Genomic DNA, 18481 nt, shown 5'->3' with positions numbered 1-18481 from the left:
GCCGCGGCCGGCGGACGGGGGGCTCCCCCGCGAGAGGGATGTGGCGTGGTGTGCGAGCGACGTAGCGTGGATGGGTGAGTGATCCGACGCGCGCCACCTCGCGGTGGGTTCCGACCCGAGGGGACGTCTGGTTGGCGGCAGCCCTCTTCGTCACGGCGGTGCTGAGCACCGCCCTCGGCGCAGTCGCCGGAATCTACAACTCCACCGAGATCGACCTGCGGGTCGCGCTGCTCTACGCGCTCTGTCTCACCGCCCCGCTGGCCTGGCGTCGACGCCTGCCCTGCACTGTCGCGGTGGCAGTATCGGTCGCGTTCTTTGCCGGGATGATGGCCCGCGTCCCGGAGCTTTACGTCGGGAATGTCGCGCTTTTCATCGCCTTCTACACCGTCGGGGCATGGGTCGACAACCGACGGCGAGCGTTCCTCGTCCGTGTCGCGATCATCGCTGGCATGTTCACGTGGCTGCTCATCTCGATGTTCATCGATGCCACAGCGCCGACCGACGAGGGCCTCTCGCGTGCGGGCCTCTTCTCGCCCTACGTCGCGTTCATGCTCATCCAGTTCCTCGTCAACGTCGCTTTCTTCGGCGGCGCGTACTACTTCGGCAATCGCACCTTCGAGTCCCGCCGACAGCGCGAGATCCTCGCCGAGCGCAGCGTCGAGCTCGAGCGGGAGCGTGAGACTACCGCAGCGCAGGCCGTCGCGCTCGACCGCGTCCGCATCGCCCGCGAGCTGCATGATGTGGTCGCGCACCACGTCTCTGCCATGGGCGTGCAGGCGGGGGCCGCGAGGACAGTGTGGGACACCGATCCGGATGCCGCGCGCCGCGCTCTGGTCGACATCGAGCAGGCAGCCCGGGATGCGCTCGTGGAGCTGCGCCAATTGCTCGAGACGCTTCGCACTCCGGTCGACGATGACCCCAGCGACGCATCCACGGTGGGCCTGGAAGGCCTGCCTGCCCTTGTCGCGCATGCCAGCGAGAACGGTCTGCCGACGACTCTGACGATCATCGGCGAGCCGGGGCCGGTGGCGCCGACGGTTCAGGTCAATGCCTTCCGGATCGCGCAAGAGGCCCTGACCAACGCACGCCGCCACGGCGGCCCGGATGCCGAGGCCGACGTCCGCGTCCGGTACCTGCCCGATGCCGTCGAGGTCGAGATCGTGAACTCGGGCAGGCCCGCCCTGACCTCGCAGAGCGGACTCGGACTTCTCGGGATGCGTGAGCGAGCCGTCGCGTCCGGCGGCTCGATCGAGATCTCACCGCGCCGCGAGGGCGGGTTCCGGGTACGCCTGACCGTGCCGCGTCCCGAGGCGGTGAGCGCGTGAGTACCCGCGTTCTGCTCGTCGACGACCATGCGCTCATGCGTGCCGGGTTCCGTCTCATCCTCGACAGCGCTCCTGACCTGGAGGTCGTCGGAGAGGCCGCCAGCGGAGAGGAGGCGGTGCGGGCGGCATCCGATCTCAGGCCTGACGTCATCTGCATGGACGTACAGATGCCCGGAATGGGAGGTCTCGCAGCGTCACGCCAGATCGTCGCCGACCCCCAGCTCGAGTGCGCCGTCGTGATCGTGACCACCTTCGATCGGGATGACTACCTCTTCGAGGCCCTCGAGGCCGGGGCCAGCGGCTTTCTGCTCAAGAACGCAGCACCCGAGGAGCTGCAGGCCGCCGTGCGGGTCGCGGCGGCAGGCGACGCACTCCTGGCCCCGGAGGTGACTCGCCGCGTCATCGCACGGTTCGCCGCTGCAGCGCCGACACCGACACCGACGGCGGCAGCTGACCTCACTGAACGAGAGTCGGAGGTGCTGCGTCTCATGGCGCAGGCGATGAGCAACGCTGAGATCGCGGCGCACCTGATCATCGGCGAGGCAACGGTGAAGACCCACGTCTCCAATGTGTTGCTCAAGCTCGGCGTCCGCGACCGCGTAGCCGCCGTCGTCTATGCCTACCGCCACGGGCTGTCCTGAACGGAGTCGAATCCCCCGTACGAGGGAGGGCGCGAACCCGCCTCGAGGCGGATGCGCGGCGAGGCGGAGCTTCCTAGCCTGGAAGAACCGAGTGAGAGGAGCAACATGCTCGAGCTGTCGCACGTGACCAAGAGTTATGGCGCGCACCGTGTTCTGAACGATCTGTCGTTCGCTGTCAGGCCCGGCCGGTTGACCGGCTTCGTGGGAGGGAACGGTGCGGGAAAGACCACGACGATGCGCATCATCCTCGGGGTGCTTGCCAAGGATGCGGGGTCGGTCACCATCAATGGTGCAGCGCTGACCTCTGCCGACCGACGCCGTTTCGGGTACATGCCCGAAGAGCGCGGGCTCTACCCGAAGATGAAGGTCGGTGAGCACATCACCTACCTGGCGCGGTTGCACGGCTTCGACAAGGGCGAGGCGGAGACCCGCGCTACGGCTCTGCTCGAGCAGCTGGGACTCGGGGAACGCCTGAACGACACTGTCGAGAAGCTCTCGCTCGGTAATCAGCAGCGGGCGCAGATCGCAGCGGCGCTGGTGCACGAGCCCGACGTGCTGATCCTCGACGAGCCCTTCTCGGGGCTCGACCCGCTCGCGGTCGACGTGGTAGCCGACGTCTTGCACCGCCGGGCAGCTGCCGGCGTCTCGGTGCTGTTCTCGTCCCACCAGCTCGACGTCGTCGAGCGCCTCTGCGATGACATCGTCATCATCGCCGGAGGCGAGATCCGCGCCGCCGGCAGCAGTGAACACCTGCGCCAGCAGCACTCGGGACACCGTTACGAACTGCGCACCGCCGGCGACCTCGGCTGGCTGCGCGACCAGCCGGACATCACGGTGGTCGAGTTCGACGGCGGGAACGCCCTTTTCGATGCGGCGGATGACGCCGCCGCACAGCGCATCTTGCAACGCGCAGCGAGCGAGGCGAGCATCGAGAGCTTTGCCCCGGTTCGCCCGACGCTCGCGCAGATCTTCAAGGAGGTCATCCAGTGAACACCGCCGCTTCGACATCCACGCCCCGAGGCTTCCAGAACGTCTGGCTCGTCGCCGAACGCGAAGTGGGCTCCAAGCTGCGCAGCCGCGCCTTCGTGATCTCGACGGTCATCACCCTGCTGATCGCGCTCGCCGCCGTCATCTGGGGTGGGTTCTCTGCCGGCAATCCGTCCGCCACCAAGGTCGCAGTCACCTCCTCGACGGCGGCTGCAGTGGAGAAGGTTCCCGGGGTTGAGGTGACGCAGGTCGCCGACCAGGATGCCGCGGAAGCACTCGTCCGCAGCGGTGAGGTCAGCGCGGCTGTTGTCGATGACGCCTCCTCGCCCACCGGCTTGGTCGTCATCACCGAGGACTCGCCACCGACGTCGCTGCTGATGGGCCTGTCGGAGTCGCCGTCAGTCAAACTGCTCGACCCGGCGACTGTCGACTTCGCCCTGCGGTACTTCGTCTCGATCGGGTTCGGAGTCGTCTTCCTGCTGGCGGCGTCTTTGTTCGGCGGAACCATCGCCCAGAGCGTCGTCGAAGAGAAGCAGACCCGCGTCGTGGAGCTGCTTCTGTCCGCTATGCCGGCGCGAACACTCTTGGCGGGCAAGATCATCGGAAACACCATCTTGGCGATGGCGCAGATCTTGCTGCTGGCCACGATCGCCGTGGTCGGCCTGATCGTCACCGGGCAGAGCGAGGTCCTCCAGGGCCTTGGCGCCCCGATCGCCTGGTTCGCGATCTTCTTCCTCTTCGGGTTCGTGCTCCTCGCGTCGCTGTTCGCGGCGGCGGGTTCGCTCGTCTCGCGGATGGAAGACATCGGCTCGACGACCGCGCCGCTGACGATGCTCATCATGGCCCCGTACTTCCTCGTGATCTTCTTCAACGACAACCCCGTCGTGCTGACCGTGATGTCGTATGTGCCGTTCTCGGCGCCGGTCGGGATGCCGCTTCGCCTGTACCTCGGGGAGGCGCAGTGGTGGGAGCCGATCCTGTCGCTGGTCATCCTCATCGCCACCTGCGTCGCCGCGATCGTGTTGGCGGCGAAGATCTACGAACGCTCGATCCTGCGGATGGGCGCTCGCGTCTCGTGGCGCGAGGCGCTCAAGACCCCGTGATCTAGAAACCGCCTGAGAATCGGCGTCGGTCCTGCTCCGCTTTCGGGGCGGGATCGACGCCGATTGCACGATGGGCGCGACCGCACGGCACTACTCCCGGTCGGCGGCGCGGCCGTGGTGGCCGGCCAGCGCATCGGCGGCGCGGACGAGCGCGAGGTGTGAGAGCGCCTGCGGCGTGTTCCCCGCCTGCCGTTCTCCGTCCACGTCGTACTCCTCCGAGAGCAGTCCGACATCGTTCGCGAAGCCGCACAGCCTGGTCATGAGCGCCATGGCGTCATCCACGCGGCCGCTGTTCGCGTACTGCTCCACGAGCCAGAACGAGCACGCCAGGAACGGATGCTCGGTGCCGGCGAGTCCGTCCACACCACTTTCCGTGCGATAGCGGTGCAGCAGCCCATCCACCATGAGCGTGCGCTCCATCTCGGCCACGGTCCCGAGCATGCGCGGATCATCGTGGGCCAGGTACCCGACCTGCGCGAGCAGCAGGAGCGACGCATCCACCTCTGTCGTGCCGTAGTGCTGCACGAAGTGTCCGCGCTCGGCGTCGAAGCCGCGCTCGTCGATCTCGTTCCGCATCCGATCGCGCAATCGCTCCCACTTCTCGAGATCGCCCGACAGCCCGAACTCACGCACGGCGCGCGCTCCGCGGTCGAAAGCCGCCCAGATCATGACTCGCGAGTGGGTGAACAATTGCGGCTCGCCACGGATCTCCCAGATGCCGTTGTCAGGCTTGTCGAGGTGACGCTCGGCGAACGCGAGCATCGCCTTCTGCAGCGCCCACGAGAAGTCGGTCTCTTCGACCCCGGCGACACGCGCCGCCTCAAGGGCCACCATCACCTCTCCGATGACATCACCCTGGTACTGCACCTGTGCCCCGTTGCCGATCCGCACGGGGGCCGCGCCCTGGTACCCGGGAAGGGAGGTCAGCTCACGTTCTGTGAGATCGCGTTCCCCTGCAAGCCCGTACATGATCTGCAGTTCCTTCGGGTCACCCGCGATCGCCCGCAACAGCCACTGCCGCCACCGGGCAGTCACCCGTAGGAAACCGTGCGAGATCAGAGCCTCGATCGTCAACGCCGCATCGCGTAGCCATACATAGCGGTAGTCCCAGTTGCGTACTCCCCCAAAGTCCTCGGGAAGGGAGGTGGTAGCCGCCGCGACGATGCCGCCCGTGTCTTCGTGCGTGAGCGCCCGAAGTACCATGAGCGAGCGCACCACCTCGTCTTCGAAGGGCCCGTCGTGGTCGACGCGGCCTGCCCACTCGCGCCACCAGTGCAGCGTGTGGGTGAGCATCCGGTCGACGTCGGCGGGATCCGGCGCCTCGAGATGAGACGGGAACCAGGTCAGGGTCAGATCCACGCCACTGCCCGATTCGATCGTGAACGATCCGCGGTGGACATGGTCGTCGGGGTTCATCTCGACACCGCGCACCAGCACGGCATCCGGGCCCGCGATGGCCAGCAGTGCCGGCGCAACATGGCTGCCCACCTGGCGGACCCAGGGCAGCGCACGGGCATAGTCGAAGCGCATCCGCAGCTCCGTTGTGAAGTCAACGTGCCCGGAGACGCCCTCGACGCGACGCACGAGCTCCACCCGACCGCCGTCGATCGGCATGAACTCTCGCACCTCAGCCACACCGGTGGGTGTCTCCCAGCGGGTGACGAGCACGAACGTGTCGTCTTCGTAGTACCGGGTCACCGTGGCGTCGGGGTCGGCAGCGCGGATGGTCCAGTGGCCGTGCTTCTGTTCGCCCAGCAGCGCTCCGAAGATCGACGGAGAGTCGTATCTCGGCAGGCACAGCCAGTCGATGCTTCCCTCTCGGGAGACAAGCGCAGCCGTGCGGCAGTTGCTCAGAATCGCGTAGTCCTCGATCGGGGCAGCCATGACCCGATTCTGTCAGTCCGCGATGCCTTGCCCGCGGTATAGCGAGGATTCGATACGAATCCGCTCCGAGTTGGACCAGCCCCTGGTCGCGGTTCACGAGGCGTCGATAGGGTGGCGGCATGGCCGACCAGACGACGACCCTCCTCATCCTCGGCGCCTCGGGCGACCTCACCTCCCGCCTGCTGCTTCCCGCGCTCGGGCAGCTTCTGTCCAGGCAGCCGCAGCGGCGCGTCCGTCTTCGCGGCGCAGGCATGGATGACTGGACCGACGCGCACTGGCAGCAGGTCGTACGCGACGCCTTCGCCTCGAGCGACTCTGCGGCGGCATTCGAGAAGGTCGCCGAGACTACCTACACGAAGGCCGATATCACCGCGCCCGATGACCTCACAGCGCTGCTCTCCGAAACGGAGGGCCGCATCGCTCTCTACTTCGCGGTGCCCCCGGCGATCGCCGCGAAGGCGTGCGAGTCACTGTCTGCCGTCGACCTGCCGCCCGGCCTCATCCTGGCCCTCGAGAAGCCCTTCGGCAGCAACGCAACGAGCGCCCACGAGCTGAACGCGAAGCTCGCGGCCCTCGTGCCCGAAAGCCAGGTGTTCCGGGTCGACCACTTCTTGGGACGGTCGATGTCGCTGAACATCATCGGCGCACGATTCGCGAACCGGGTCCTCGAGCCGGTGTGGTCTGCCGAGCACATCGAGTCGATCGACATCACCTATGACGAGAAGCTGGGGCTCGAGGGTCGCGCCGGGTACTACGACAAGGCCGGCGCGCTTCGCGACATGATCCAGAGCCACCTGCTGCAGTTGATGGCCCTGGTCACGATGGAGCCGCCGGCGACCCTCGGCGAGCAGGACCTGCGGGGAGCTACGACATCGGCGCTTCTTGCGACCCACATCTGGAACGACGACCCCGTCGGCTCATCTCGCCGCGGTCGCTATACCGCTGGATCGATCGATGGGCGAGAACTCCCCGACTACGTGGACGAACCAGGCGTCGTACCCGACCGCGACACCGAGACGCTTGCTGAGGTCGTGCTCGAGGTCCGCAACAACCGCTGGGCCGGCGTGCCCATCACATTGCGCTCCGGCAAGGCGGTCGGTGACCCGGTCAAGGAGATCTTGATCCGCTTCCGCCCGGTTCGGCACCTCCCTGACGGATTCACGGGCGCGACCCACGGGTCGCGGCTGCGGTTCACGCTCGGGCCCGACCGGATGTCGCTGGGGCTGAACGTCAATGGAAGCGAAGACCCGTTCGCGCTCACGTGGGCAAAGCTCAGCGCCGATCTCGGCGAGGGGGCGCTTCTGGCCTACGCCGAAGTCCTCTCGGAGATTCTCGATGGGGATCCGACCCTGTCGGTGCGGGGGGATGCCGCCGAGCAGTGCTGGCGCATCGTGCAGCCGGTGCTTGACGCCTGGGCAGCCGGTGATGTCCCGCTGCAGGACTACGCGGCAGGTTCGCACGGGCCTGACGGCTGGCCCGACCACGACTACTGAGGCATCGCCGCGCTACCGCTCCACAAGCACGCCGTCGGCATCCGCCCACACGTGTTTGCCCGGGGTGAACGTTACGCCGCCGATCTCGACCGGAACATCGACCTCGCCGACACCGTCCTTGGCGCTCTTACGTGGGTTGGAGCCCAGCGCCTTGAGGCCGATGTCGAGCTGGCGGATCGCCTCCCGATCGCGGACCGCCCCGTAAACAACGACTCCGGTCCAACCGTTCTCGACAGCGGACGCCGCGATGAGGTCTCCGACCAACGCAGACTCCAACGAGCCTCCGCCGTCGATGACCAACACGGCTCCGTGCCCTGTGGTTGCGAGGATCGCCTTCACCAGGGCGTTGTCGCGATGGCAGCGGACCGTACGGATGGGCCCGTCGAACTCGATCCGGCCGCCGATGTCCTGCAGCTGGATGCCGAGCGAATCGAGCTCGTCGCCGCGTTCATCGAACAGGTCAGCTGTTGCAATCGTCATGCCCTGACGGTATCTGCGCGCATCGCCGGGTGAGTGGGTCGGCAGCCGGAAAGATTCCGCAGACTTCCGAGCGGCGCAACCGCGGGTCCGTCACGACCGGATCGGACGATACTCGAAGGATGACGACCCACCCCGCAAAGCATCGCCCCGTGCGCGTCGGCGTGCAGCTCGCGCCCCAGCATGCCTCCTACTCCCAGATCCGCGATGCCATCCTTCGCGCCGAAGATCTGGGAGTCGACGCGATCTTCAACTGGGATCACTTCTTCCCGCTCACCGAACCGCTGGAGGCCGCACACTACGAGGCGTGGACGATGCTCGCCTCGATCGCCGAACTCACGGATCGCGTGGAGTTCGGCCCGCTGGTCAACTGCAGCTCGTACCGCAACCCCGACCTGCAGGCCGACATGGCCCGCACCGTCGATCACATCAGTGCGAGAGGCGGGACGGGTCGGCTGATCTTCGGCACGGGCTCCGGCTGGGCCGAGAAGGACTACCTCGAGTACGGCTACGAGTTCGGCACTGTCGGATCACGGCTGAACGATCTGCGCGACGACCTCGGCCGCATCCGTCGCCGGTGGGAGTTGTTGGATCCGGCCCCGACGCGGGACATCCCGATCCTCATCGGCGGACAGGGCGAACAGAAGACACTCCGGCTCGTAGCCGAGCACGCCGCCATCTGGCATACGTTCACGCCGATTGAGAAGATCCCGCACAAGCTCGACGTACTTCACGATTGGTGTGCCCGCGTCAATCGGGATCCCGCCGACATCGAGATCGCGACGGGCTTCACGCCGCGCGGATTCGGGCCGCTGCTGGAACAGGATGCCCTGGAGCGGCTGCATCCGCTCGGGGTGCGATTCATCATCCCGTCGATTGACGGGCCGGACTACGACCTCTCCCCCGTGAAGCCGCTGCTGGAGTGGCGAGACCGGATGAACGGAGCCTGACGCGGCGCGGGGAATACCAACCGGAACTCGGTGTTGACGGAAAAGGACGACGGGGTCCGTTCCCACATTCCTCAACACCGGGAGAAATCATGACCACCATCGCCCCGTCCAATGCCCTGCTCGATGTCCTCGCGAACCGCCGCAGCACTCGGGTCTTCGACGATCAGCGCCCCGTCGACGAGTCAGCGTTGTCGGCAGCCCTCGAGGCTGCGCGCTGGGCCCCGTCGGCGGCAAACACCCAGCCATGGCGAATGATCGTCGCACGGCGCGGAACTGACACGTTCTCGCAGATCTCGGATGCGCTCACGGGGTTCAACCGGGTCTGGGCGATCACGGCGGGAGCCTTCGTGGTCTTCCTTGCCGATACCGAGCACGACGGCGTGGAGTTGCCGTGGGCCGAGTATGACGCGGGCCAGGCCGCTGCTTACTTCACCGTGCAGGCACACGCCGACGGCCTGATGACCCATCAGATGGGAGGGTTCGATCGCGCCGCCATCGCTGCCGCGTTCTCGCTCCCTGAGACGGTTCGCCCGCTCACCGTCATGGCCGTCGGGAACCTCGGCGATCTCGACGCGGCAGACGAGGCGGTCCGCGAACGCGAGGCCGCGCCACGCACCCGCCGGCCGCTGTCGGAGACAGTTCTGGCCGACGCCTGATCGCACGGGGCATAGGCGCGGGGCTCGAGGTCATCATCTGATCTCGAGCCCCGCGGTGTTTCTCGGCGTCAGTCGTCCATCAGTTCGGCTTCGATGATGTCGTCATCCTCGCCCGGACGCGGCGTCGGGGCGGCGGCCGGTCCATTACTGGTCAGGACCAGCGAGTCCCCGTCGACCGCAACATCCACCCGGACGAGGTCTCCGTCACGTACCCCGCCCGACAGCAGCGCCATCGCCAGGCGATCCTGAATCTCGGACTGGATGAGACGGCGCAGCGGACGAGCACCGAACACCGGGTCGTAGCCCCGCTCGGCAAGCCACCCTCGTGCGTCAGGCGTGACCGCGAGGGTCAGCCGGCGCTCGTGGAGGCGCTGCTGCAGTCGGTCGACCGTCAGTTCGACGATCTGGGCCAGATCGTCCTGCGAGAGCGCCTGGAAGATGACGATGTCATCGAGCCGGTTGATGAACTCGGGCTTGAACGCCTGGCGCACCAGAGCGAGTACCTGTGAGCGCTTCTGCTCCAGCGGCATCGTCGGGTCGATGAGGATCGGCGAACCGAGATTCGAGGTCAAGATGAGGATGACGTTCGTGAAGTCCACGGTGCGACCCTGGCCGTCAGTAAGGCGACCGTCATCCATCACCTGCAGCAGGATGTCGAACACTTCCGGATGCGCCTTCTCGACCTCGTCGAGCAGGACGACGCTGTACGGACGTCGCCGTACAGCCTCCGTCAGCTGTCCACCCTGCTCGTAACCGATGTATCCGGGAGGGGCACCCACCAACCGGGCAACCGAGTGCTTCTCGCCGTACTCCGACATGTCGATGCGCACCATGGCGTGCTCGTCGTCGAAGAGGAATGCGGCGAGCGCCTTCGCGAGCTCGGTCTTGCCGACTCCCGTGGGGCCGAGGAACAGGAACGAGCCTGTCGGTCGGTTCGGGTCGCTGATCCCGGCGCGCGATCGGCGCACCGCATCGGCGACCGCCTTCACTGCCTCCTTCTGCCCGATCAGGCGCTTGCCGAGCTCGGCCTCGAGGTGCACGAGCTTCTCACTCTCGCCCTGCAGCAGGCGCCCCACCGGAATACCGGTCCACCCGGCTATGACAGCCGCGATGTCTTCCTCGGTGACCTGCTCGTTGACCATCCGGTCTTCGCTGGGTTCCATGCTCTCGGCCTCGATGATCCCGCGCTCGAGCGCCGGGATCTCGGCATAGAGCAGCCGCGACGCGCGCTCCAGGTCACCCTCGCGCTGAGCGCGCTCGGCCTCGCTGCGCGCCGCATCCAGGCGGGTCTTCAGTTCACCGACACGGTTGAGGATCGAGCGCTCGGTCTCCCACTTGGCCTGCAGCTCCGAGAGCTTGTCCTGCTCGCGCTTCAGGTCCGCGCGCAGTTTCTCGAGGCGCTCGCGCGACGCGTCATCCTTCTCCTTCTTGAGAGCGAGCTCCTCAAGCTTGAGCCGGTCGACATGGCGGCGCAGCTCGTCGATCTCCAGCGGTGCCGAGTCGATCTCCATCCGCAACCGGGATGCTGCTTCGTCGATGAGGTCGATGGCCTTGTCGGGCAACTGCCTGCTCGGGATGTAGCGGTGCGACAGGGCAGCCGCCGCGATCAGCGCGCTATCCGAGATCGCGACCTTGTGGTGTGCCTCGTATCGCTCCTTGAGTCCGCGAAGGATCGCGACGGTGTCTTCGACGTTGGGTTCGCCGACGTAAACCTGCTGGAAGCGGCGCTCGAGCGCGGCATCCTTCTCGATGAACTCGCGATACTCGTTGAGGGTCGTCGCCCCGATCATGTGCAGCTCGCCGCGAGCGAGCATCGGCTTGAGCATGTTGGATGCCGCGACCGATCCTTCGCCACCGCCCGCGCCCATGAGCACGTGGAGTTCGTCGATGAAGGTGATGATCTGACCTTCGGAGTCGGTGATCTCTTTGAGCACCTTCTTGAGACGGTCTTCGAACTGCCCGCGGTACATGGCGCCGGCGACCAGCGCCGAGATATCGAGCGCGATGAGCTCCTTGCCCCGGAGGCTCTCGGCAACATCCCCCGCCACAATGCGTTGAGCGAGACCCTCGACGACGGCAGTCTTGCCGACGCCCGGTTCGCCGATGAGGACGGGATTGTTCTTGGTGCGGCGGGTCAGGACCTGGCTGATACGCCGGATCTCGGCATCCCGCCCGATGACGGGGTCGAGTTTGCCCTGGCGGGCACGGTCGGTGAGGTTGATACCGAACTGTTCGAGCGCGCTCTGCTGCTCGTCCTGGTCGGCCATCGGGGTGGTCTGCATGATGCCTCCTGCGCGGCGACGTGGGTGGCGGTTCGTCCGCCGAAATCTGCGTGAGCTCAAACTTGAGCCGTTCTGACTCAATTTTATCACCGCGTGGTCGATTCGGGAAGAGCTTCGCCGATAAACGGGGCCTCGGGATAGCGTGGGTTCTCATGCGGAGCCGACGATGACAAACGTGAGGGTGTTTCTGACCCAGATGACCCGCGCGGTGTGGTTCCGGGCCTCGCTGTTCAGCCTCGCCGCCGTGCTGCTCGCCCTCGCGGCGGGGTTCCTCGAGCCGCTGCTTCCCGATCTCGCCGTCAACCTGGGGCAGGGGTCGGTCGACGAAATCCTGCAGATCGTCGCGAGCTCGATGCTCGCCGTCACGACGTTCTCCCTGACTGCGATGGTCACGGCCTACGGTTCGGCGTCACGGGTAGCTACGCCCCGTGCAACTCAGCTCCTGGTTGCCGACCCCACGTCGCAGAACGTGCTGTCGACCTTCATCGGCGCGTTCGTCTTCTCGATGGTGGGAATCATCGCGATCTCAACCGGCTACTACGGCGACCAGGGCCAGGCGATTCTGTTCACGGGCACGCTGGTGGTCATCGTGATCGTCGTGGTCGTGCTCCTGCGGTGGATCTCACATCTCGGATCGTTCGGGCGTATGTCGGACATCATCGACCGCGTCGAATCGGCGGCCCAGCGCACGACGTCCCAGTACGCGAATCGTCCGAGCCTGGGTGCCCGCCGGCAGGACCCGCGAACGGTGACCGGCGCCTCGGTGAGGCCAGAGCGCGCGGGATACGTTACGCACATCGACCTCGGCCGCCTGGAAGCGGTGGCCGAAGCTCGAGAGCTCACGATTCATGTCCGCGCACTGCCGGGGACGGTCGTCGACGCGGCCAGCCCCCTCGCGCTGGTTGCCGGCACCGTTGATGAAGAGGTCCGTTCGAAAGTCGCCACCGCATTCCACATCGAGTCCCACCGAAGCTACGACCAGGACCCGCGACTGGGGATGATCGCCCTATCTGAGATCGCGAGCCGCGCGCTCTCACCCTCGACCAACGACCCAGGTACCGCTATCGACGTCCTCGCTGCCCTCAGTCGCGTGTTCGAGAACATGCTGCAGACCGAGGCCGACGACGACACACCATACGGCCACGTCACCGTCGAGCCCGTCACCCTCGGCGACCTCGTCGAGGACGCGTTCCGCCCGATCGCTCGCGACGGTGCCGGAATGGTGGAGGTCGGCATCCGGCTCCAGAAGACCCTCGCCTCGCTCGCCGACCTCGCCGGTCCCGCGCGCAGTCGTCCGTTCACGGATGCCGCGACCGACGCTCGCGCGCGAGCACAGCGCGTCCTCTCCCGCTCCGACGCTGTGGCCTTACGGAGGGCAGCGTCAGCCGCGCCGCGCCGCTGACGACAGCCGCCACTGACGCGGCGGGAGCCGATCGGACTCAGTCGCCGAGGCTGGGGTACAGCGTTCGGAGGTGACTGAGCACGTCACCGGTGATCTCGGTTTGCGAACTCGTCGTGCCTGCGCCGTTGACCGTCACCCAGAGTGGGGACGCGAAAGCGTAGACGGTCGTGAACATCCCGAGGGCGTCGTCGCGCTCCCACGTGTATGCCGGAGCTGTACCGATCAAGGTGCCCGTAAAGACACTGGTACCGAGGGCTGTGGTGAGGGTGTCGCGGGATGCCTGCGGCAGCGCGGCAACAACGACGGTGAAAGCTCCGTCGCTCTGCGGAATCCCCCAGATGCATCCGATCTTCTGTGTCGCTTCGGTCAGCGCGGTCTCTGCGACAGGGCCCGCCATGATGCCCGCGAATTCCGTGGGTCCGAGTTCAGCGATGAACTGCGCGTCTGCCCCGAACTGGGCCTGCGCGACGGCCAGATCGAGCAGGTCGGTGCACGCGAGAGCGTCGAGGTCGATCTCCTCGGCGGGCGCCTCTGTCATCGGTGGCCCGTCGGAGGTGGCATCCGGGGACGGCTCCGTCGATGCGGATGCCGAAGGCGTCGGGTCGGGCTGACTAGCCGGGGTGCACCCGACCAGAGCAACGCTCAGCGCAGCAACACCGGCCCATACCGAGATCCGCGACGCGGCCATCTGTCCCCCAGCCCTCGACATGGCCAAAGTGTATCGGAGCCGCAGCACGCCACAGGGCGCCGTTGCCCGATCGTTGCGTCCGCAGACGAGGACAGCCTCAGCCGGTCGGAGCGAGGTCCTGCGATACCGAGGGGAAGCGCGCGCGGTACGCGGTCGGGGTGATCCCCAGGACCCGCGCAAAGTTCTGACGCAGTACCGCTGCGGAACCGAATCCGCTCTCCCACGCAATCCGGTCAAGGCCCAGGTCGGTGCGCTCGAGCAGCCGCTGCGCGTGGATGATGCGCTGGCGGGCAAGCCACGCCGCCGGTGTCGCGCCAAGGTCCGCCTTGAAGCGCCGGGCAAACGTCCGAGGCGACATGTGCGCTCGCGCGGCGAGCTGTTCCACCGACAGATCGGCGCGGAGGTTCTCGAGCATCCAGTCGGTCACCGGAGCAAGGGAGTGAGACGCCGCCACCGGCAGCGGCTTGTCGATGAACTGCGCCTGGCCGCCGTCCCGCTGCGGTGCGACCACCATTCGCCGGGCGATGCGGTTCGTCGCCTCTGCGCCGAGTTCCTGGCGCATGAGGTGCAGGGAGGCATCCAGCCCCGCCGCCGTCCCGGCGCTCGTGATGATGCGGCCGTCTTGGACGTACAGGACATCGGGGTCCACGTCGATCTGGGGATACATCCGAGCCATGGTCTCGGCGTACATCCAGTGGGTGGTGGCACGACGACCGTCGAGCACTCCCGCCGCCGCCAGGACGAACGACCCGCTGCACACACTCATGAGCCACGCGCCGCGCTCGGCTGCGCGTCGAACGACGGCCGATACCCGGGTGTCGGCCTCGTGCCATCTCTCGCGCGGCACCGGTGTCACGATCACAAGATCAGCGGTCTCCGCGAACGATAGATCCTCGTCGACCGTGATCGAGAACCCGAGGTTGCTCGGCACGAGCCCCGGCTCCGCAGCCACGATGCGGAAATCGAACCCCCGGATGCCATCGCCGGAGCGGTCGAGACCGAAAGCCTCACATGCCAGCCCGAATTCGAATGGCGCGAAGCCCGGCTGGACGACGGTGGCAACGGTGCGGATCATGATGACTCGACTTTCGGCAGCGCACCCAGGGTGGCATGAATCCTACGACGTATGTTCATTCCGCCACTCGTGGCGGGAATTATTCGATCATAGCTTTTCTGACATGATTATTCTCCTCTTCATGTCAGCGATTGCCGTGTGGGGCGTGGTTTCCGCGCTCCGCGCCGTCCGCACCGACGGCTTTCGCCGCGTTCCCACCGACTATCGACGCCTGCCGTGACGGTGCCAGCGCGGGTTCAGCGCTCGGCGTGCCGGGCTCTCGCTGCCTCGTACACCTCGAGCATGGCCGCGGTCCGCGACGACTGGCGGAATCTCTCGGCGATCGACGGGTCGGGCACTGGCGCTGCGCCGTCGCGGATGTCGGCGACGGCGCTGCGCAAGACCTCAGCGAGGGTTGCGGTCTCGTCATCCGGAACTGCCCACACACCAGAGCCGAGTTCTGCCACGAGGTCCGGGTCGCAAACGATCGATGGGGTTCCGAGTGTCGCAGCCTCGAAGATCGTCATTCCCTGCGTCTCGAACCCGATCGAGGTCTGGACGAGGGCGTCGGCCGACCGGATGCGTCGCAGCGTTTCGCGATAGGGCAACGACCCGAGGAAGAAGACTGACGCACGGGCACGCTCGGCGACGCGCTGAGCGGCAGCCCGTTGCGCGCCGTTGCCGATCACTTCGATGTCGGCGTCGATTCCCGACGCGACCACCGCCTCCAAGAACGGAATCAGACGCTTCTCGGGACTCATGCGCCCGACCCACACCAGGCGCGGAGACCTGGACTCGGGAAGCCCGCGCGGGGAGCTGAGTGCCAGGGCCAGTTCGTCGTCGTCGATGCCGTTCCAAACGACATCGACATGGGGGGCGACGCGGTGGGCCTCAAGGCGGCGCGCGAAGTGGGCCGAGGGCGCCGTGACGGCATCCGCCGACGCCGCCAGCATGCGTAGGTACGCCCAGCCGTCGGCGCCCGCATCCGCAGGTTCCGAGAGCGCACGACGGCCCCACCGGTTCAGAACGCGCAGCACGAGGTCCGGGAATGGGGCGACCGCGCGGATGCCGACATCGACCCGGTTGTGGAACGTGAACACCACGGGAAGACCGTGGCGCCGGGCAAAGCGTAGGCCGAGGAACGCGCCCCAAAAGTCACCCTGCACGTGCACGATGTCGACCGGTAGCCGCCCGGCCATCACCGCGTCGACGGCGCGATCGGCCCTGGCACTCGGCCACGTCATCGAGTACTCGCGATCGAGGGTCACTGGGATGGATGGAAGGTCGGCGTATCCCGGGTCCTCAGAATGCTGGGCCGAGCGCCGGCCGTGTCTGCGGGGCGCGACGATCGTGACGGTGTGACCGGCTTTCTCGAGGAACCGGCGCTGAAGCCGCATCGACACCTGTGCGCCGCCGAGCGTTTCGGCGTGCTGGTCGCCGAACATCACGACGTGCATTGCTACTCCGGGACGGGTTCGCCGCGGTACAGCGCTTCGAAGGTGTCGAGTGTGCGGTTGATGTCATGGATGGCGACGGCATCGAGAGAGGCTTGCTGCATCCGGCGGCGCTCCTCAGACTCCGCGGTGAGCACATCAGTGAGGCGCGCTGCCAGCTCATCGTCATCGCCCGGCGTGAAGAGATAACCGTTCTCGCCGTCGTGCACCAGGTGCGGGAGTGCCACGGCATTGGCCGCGACGATCGGAAGACCCGAGGCCATCGCCTCCATTGTGGCGATCGACTGGAGCTCGGCGATCGAGGCGATAGCGAAGACTGTTGCCCGCGAGTACAGCGCCCGCAACTCCTCCTCGGAGGTGTGGCCGTGGAACGTCACGCGATCAGCGAGACCGAGATCGCCGGCGAGCGCCTCCAAGCTCTTACGCTGGTCGCCGCCGCCGACGATGTCGAGGGTCGCCCCCAGTGCGGGGTCGAGCTTGGTCATGGCTCGCAGCAGGACATCGATCTGCTTCTCGTTGGTGAGTCGACCGACGAACAGCACGCGCTTGTCGGGACGGGCACTGAAGTCAGGCGTGTAGTTGTGCATGTCGATGCCGCACGAGATCGGGATGACGCCGCTGATCCCCGTCGCCCGCTCCAGGTAGTCGGCAGCGCGGCGCGTAGGAGTGGTGATGACACGGGTGAGTTGGAACGTTCGGTTCGCGTCTGCCCACGCCCACCGAATGATCGTGTCGTTCCACGACTTCGGCATCGCCGAGTAATCGAGGATGTTCTCTGGCATGACGTGGTTGGTCGCGACGACGGGAATTCCACGCTCGCGCGCGATCCGGGTCAGCGCGCGACCGATCACGATGTGCGACTGAATGTGGACGACATCCGGCTTCACGTCATCGAGCACGATGCGGGAGTAGTGCTTGGCGCGCCATGGCCACACGAAACGCAGCCAGTCGTGCGGATACCACCGGTACGAGCGAATGCGGTGAACGGTCATCTCCTGACCTTCGATCACCTCACGGAACACGCCGTGCTGCGCCCACGTCTTGCTTGGGGCCATGACGTGAACGTCGTGCCCGCGAGCAACCAGACCTGCCGCGAGCCGCTCCGCGAAACGCGCGGCGCCGTTGACGTCAGGAAAGAAGGTGTCAGCACCGATGAGCACGGTGAGGCGGCCGTCGCCACCGGGATGGTCGCCGGTCGGCGAGCCGTCGGACGCGTCGAGGGAAGTCACAGAGGGGCTGCCTTTGCTGAACGGCGGTCGCACCGCGGGATGCGGCGACACAACTGTACCTGAGCGACCCGAGCTGTCCCGGGAGGCGCTCCCGGGTGCTCCGGCGAGGGAGCGCGTGTCGTATGGACGATGATGGAGCCGGGAACATCTCGCAGGAGGTTCGACATGGGCAACGCGATCAGCGCGGTGCTTCCTCTCGCACTCGGCATCGCTCTCAGCCCGATCCCGATCATCGCGACGATTCTCTTGCTGCTCTCACCCCGGGCGCGAGCATCTTCAGTCGGGTTTGCCGCGGGGTGGATTCTGGGCATCCTCACCGCGGTCATCGTCTTCCTACTCTGCGCTGCGGTGATCTCGACGCCTGTCGTGGGAGGCGTTCGCCCCGTACAGGGCGGGATCCATCTCCTTCTCGGTGTCACGCTCATTGGCCTCTCCGCTCATCAGTTCCGGTCGCAGGCGAGGTCGCACGGGCGGCCGCCGGAGCTTCCACGCTGGATGCAGGGGATCGGTCGACTCGGGTTCTGGGACGCTCTCGGCCTCGGCATCCTGCTGGCCGCTGCGAACCCGAAGAACCTGGTCCTGGGTGCGGCTGCGGGTGTCGTGATCGGCACCTCGAACCTGGCAGTCGGCAACGCCGTGGGCGCGATCGCGGTGTACGTGCTCCTGGCGGCCTCGACGATCGTTGTCCCCGTCGTCGGATTCCTTGTGGCCCGCGACCGCCTCCGCCGACCGCTTGACTCACTCAGGTCCTGGCTGGAACGCGAGAACGCCGTCATCATGGGGGTGGTGCTCTTGATCCTCGGCGTCGTGGTCATCGCCAAGGGACTCGCGTACTTCTGACTTCTCCTGCATCCCT

16 protein-coding genes are annotated in these 18481 nt (G+C 66.7%); 9 read left to right on the top strand and 7 right to left on the bottom strand.

Annotated features, from left to right (window positions below):
* Nucleotides 1-74 precede the first annotated feature (74 nt).
* From LL236_RS08300 to LL236_RS08285, 4 genes are all read left to right on the top strand, one after another.
* Complete coding sequence (locus LL236_RS08300; RefSeq protein ID WP_228178276.1) at nt 75-1325, top strand: sensor histidine kinase; 1251 nt, start codon at nt 75-77, stop codon at nt 1323-1325.
* Complete coding sequence (locus tag LL236_RS08295) at nt 1322-1966, top strand: response regulator (protein WP_228178275.1); 645 nt, start codon at nt 1322-1324, stop codon at nt 1964-1966. Before LL236_RS08300 ends, LL236_RS08295 begins: the two co-directional genes overlap by 4 nt.
* A 105-nt stretch (nt 1967-2071) precedes the next feature.
* Nucleotides 2072-2956 carry an ABC transporter ATP-binding protein gene (locus tag LL236_RS08290; protein WP_228178274.1) on the top strand — a complete coding sequence of 295 codons (885 nt, stop codon included), beginning with the start codon at nt 2072-2074 and terminating at the stop codon, nt 2954-2956.
* Complete coding sequence (locus tag LL236_RS08285; protein WP_228178273.1) at nt 2953-4056, top strand: ABC transporter permease; 1104 nt, start codon at nt 2953-2955, stop codon at nt 4054-4056. The genes LL236_RS08290 and LL236_RS08285 overlap by 4 nt, the downstream gene beginning before the upstream one ends.
* A gap of 90 nt (nt 4057-4146) precedes the next feature.
* Here the strand turns inward: LL236_RS08285 and LL236_RS08280 are convergent, their stop codons facing one another.
* The gene (locus LL236_RS08280) at nt 4147-5940 is read right to left on the bottom strand and encodes a glycoside hydrolase family 15 protein (protein ID WP_228178272.1); all 1794 of its coding nucleotides are present in this window, start codon (nt 5938-5940) and stop codon (nt 4147-4149) included.
* Nucleotides 5941-6059: 119 nt separating this feature from the next.
* On the opposite strand from LL236_RS08280, the gene LL236_RS08275 reads away from it, so the two are divergent.
* Nucleotides 6060-7433 carry a glucose-6-phosphate dehydrogenase gene (locus tag LL236_RS08275; protein WP_228178271.1) on the top strand — a complete coding sequence of 458 codons (1374 nt, stop codon included), beginning with the start codon at nt 6060-6062 and terminating at the stop codon, nt 7431-7433.
* A 12-nt stretch (nt 7434-7445) separates the two neighbouring features.
* On the opposite strand, the gene rraA is transcribed toward LL236_RS08275, so the two are convergent.
* Nucleotides 7446-7913 carry a ribonuclease E activity regulator RraA gene (gene rraA / locus LL236_RS08270; RefSeq protein WP_228178270.1) on the bottom strand — a complete coding sequence of 156 codons (468 nt, stop codon included), beginning with the start codon at nt 7911-7913 and terminating at the stop codon, nt 7446-7448.
* A gap of 119 nt (nt 7914-8032) precedes the next feature.
* On the opposite strand from rraA, the gene LL236_RS08265 reads away from it, so the two are divergent.
* Nucleotides 8033-8860, top strand: a complete 828-nt coding sequence (locus LL236_RS08265; protein ID WP_228178269.1) for an LLM class F420-dependent oxidoreductase — start codon at nt 8033-8035, stop codon at nt 8858-8860.
* 89 nt (nt 8861-8949) lie between these two features.
* A complete protein-coding gene (locus LL236_RS08260; RefSeq protein WP_228178268.1) occupies nt 8950-9516 on the top strand; it encodes a nitroreductase family protein in 567 nt (188 codons plus the stop codon).
* 68 nt (nt 9517-9584) lie between these two features.
* Here LL236_RS08260 and LL236_RS08255 read toward each other — a convergent pair whose 3' ends face one another.
* Complete coding sequence (locus LL236_RS08255) at nt 9585-11798, bottom strand: ATP-dependent Clp protease ATP-binding subunit (RefSeq protein WP_228178267.1); 2214 nt, start codon at nt 11796-11798, stop codon at nt 9585-9587.
* 166 nt (nt 11799-11964) lie between these two features.
* Between LL236_RS08255 and LL236_RS08250 the strand changes: the two genes are divergently transcribed.
* Nucleotides 11965-13200, top strand: a complete 1236-nt coding sequence (locus tag LL236_RS08250) for a DUF2254 domain-containing protein (protein WP_228178266.1) — start codon at nt 11965-11967, stop codon at nt 13198-13200.
* A gap of 37 nt (nt 13201-13237) precedes the next feature.
* Here LL236_RS08250 and LL236_RS08245 read toward each other — a convergent pair whose 3' ends face one another.
* The 4 genes from LL236_RS08245 to LL236_RS08230 form a co-directional block, all read right to left on the bottom strand.
* On the bottom strand, nt 13238-13909 hold the full coding sequence (locus tag LL236_RS08245; protein WP_228178265.1) for a hypothetical protein: 672 nt from the start codon (nt 13907-13909) through the stop codon (nt 13238-13240).
* 76 nt (nt 13910-13985) lie between these two features.
* Entirely contained in the window at nt 13986-14963 is a 978-nt protein-coding gene (locus tag LL236_RS08240) for a GlxA family transcriptional regulator (protein WP_228178264.1), read from the bottom strand.
* A 236-nt stretch (nt 14964-15199) separates the two neighbouring features.
* Nucleotides 15200-16399, bottom strand: coding sequence for a glycosyltransferase (locus tag LL236_RS08235; protein ID WP_228178263.1), 1200 nt, complete (start codon nt 16397-16399; stop codon nt 15200-15202).
* Between the two features lie 2 nt (nt 16400-16401).
* Nucleotides 16402-17625 (bottom strand): glycosyltransferase, encoded by a 1224-nt coding sequence (locus LL236_RS08230; RefSeq protein ID WP_228178262.1) that lies wholly within the window; start codon nt 17623-17625, stop codon nt 16402-16404.
* 165 nt (nt 17626-17790) lie between these two features.
* Here LL236_RS08230 and LL236_RS08225 point away from each other — a divergent pair, with 165 nt between their 5' ends.
* Nucleotides 17791-18465: a GAP family protein gene (locus LL236_RS08225; protein ID WP_228178261.1), complete on the top strand. Its 675-nt coding sequence runs from the start codon at nt 17791-17793 to the stop codon at nt 18463-18465.
* Nucleotides 18466-18481 lie beyond the last annotated feature (16 nt).

The organism is Microbacterium schleiferi (assembly GCF_020781975.1).
In the GTDB taxonomy this organism is placed as follows: domain Bacteria; phylum Actinomycetota; class Actinomycetes; order Actinomycetales; family Microbacteriaceae; genus Microbacterium.
Note: the sequence above shows the minus strand (reverse complement) of the source record. Positions and strands in the feature narration are given on the sequence as shown.